Annotated in this window: 1 protein-coding gene; it reads left to right on the top strand. The window is 68.3% G+C overall.

The annotated features are described in order from the left end of the window. Positions 1 to 15 precede the first annotated feature (15 nt). Positions 16 to 1,241, top strand: a 1,226-nt coding sequence (locus KPG71_RS19585; protein ID WP_216340444.1) for a Zn-dependent hydrolase, incomplete at its 3' end; no start/stop codon positions are given.

Genomic DNA, 1,241 nt, shown 5'->3' with positions numbered 1-1,241 from the left:
CAGGGAGAGAATGAGATGTCGTCAGCGGGTGAGAATCTTCGAGTGAACGGAGACAGGCTGTGGGACAGCCTGATGGAGATGGCGCAGATCGGGCCGGGTGTGGCGGGGGGGAACAACCGCCAGACGCTGACCGATGAGGACGGCGAGGGCCGGGCGCTGTTTCAGTCCTGGTGCGCGGCGGCGGGGTGCAGCATGGGGGTGGACGGCCTCGGCAACATGTTCGCCCGGCGCGAGGGCACCGACCCCGACGCGCTGCCGGTCTACGTGGGCAGCCATCTGGACACCCAGCCGACGGGGGGCAAGTATGACGGTGTGCTTGGCGTGTTGGGCGGGCTGGAGATCGTGCGCACGCTGAACGATCTGGGCATCAAAACGAAGCACCCGATCGTAGTGACCAACTGGACCAACGAGGAAGGCACGCGGTTCGCCCCGGCGATGCTGGCCTCGGGGGTGTTTGCCGGGGTGCATGAACAGGCCTGGGCCGAGGACCGGACCGATGCCGAGGGCAAGCGGTTCGGCGACGAGCTGGACCGGATCGGCTGGCGCGGCGAGGAAGAGGTGGGCGCGCGCAAGATGCACGCGTTTTTCGAGCTGCATATCGAACAGGGCCCGATCCTCGAGGCCGAGGGCAAGGATATCGGCGTGGTGACCCACGGACAGGGGCTGAACTGGACGCAGGTGACGATCACCGGCAAGGACGCGCATACCGGCTCGACCCCGATGCCGATGCGGCGCAATGCGGGTCTGGCGATGGCGCGGGTGCTGGAGAAGGTCGAGGAGATCGCGCTGAGCCACGCGCCGGACGCGGTGGGCGCGGCGGGGCATATCGACATCTTCCCCAACTCGCGCAACGTGATCCCCGGCAAGGCGGTGTTCACGGTGGATTTCCGCTCGCCGCAGCTGGCGGTGATCGAGGACATGGTCACGCGGATGAAGGCGGCGGCGACGGAGATTTGCGACGATATGGGCTGCGAGGTGGCGTTCGAGACCGCCGGCGGGTTCGACCCGGTGGAGTTCGACAAGGGCTGCGTCGCGGCGGTGCGCGCGGCGGCGGAACGGCTGGGCTATTCGCATCGCGACCTGGTGTCGGGGGCGGGACACGACGCGTGCTGGATCAACCGCGTGGCGCCGACGGCGATGGTGATGTGCCCCTGCGTCGACGGGCTCTCGCACAACGAGGCCGAGGAGATCACCAGGGACTGGGCCGCCGCCGGGGCCGACGTGCTGATGCATGCGGTCGT

This window comes from Roseovarius sp. PS-C2 (genome assembly GCF_018862045.1).
Classification (GTDB): Bacteria; Pseudomonadota; Alphaproteobacteria; order Rhodobacterales; family Rhodobacteraceae; genus Roseovarius.
The sequence above is the reverse complement of the archived record's forward strand: the minus strand, read 5'-3'. Positions and strand labels throughout refer to the sequence as shown.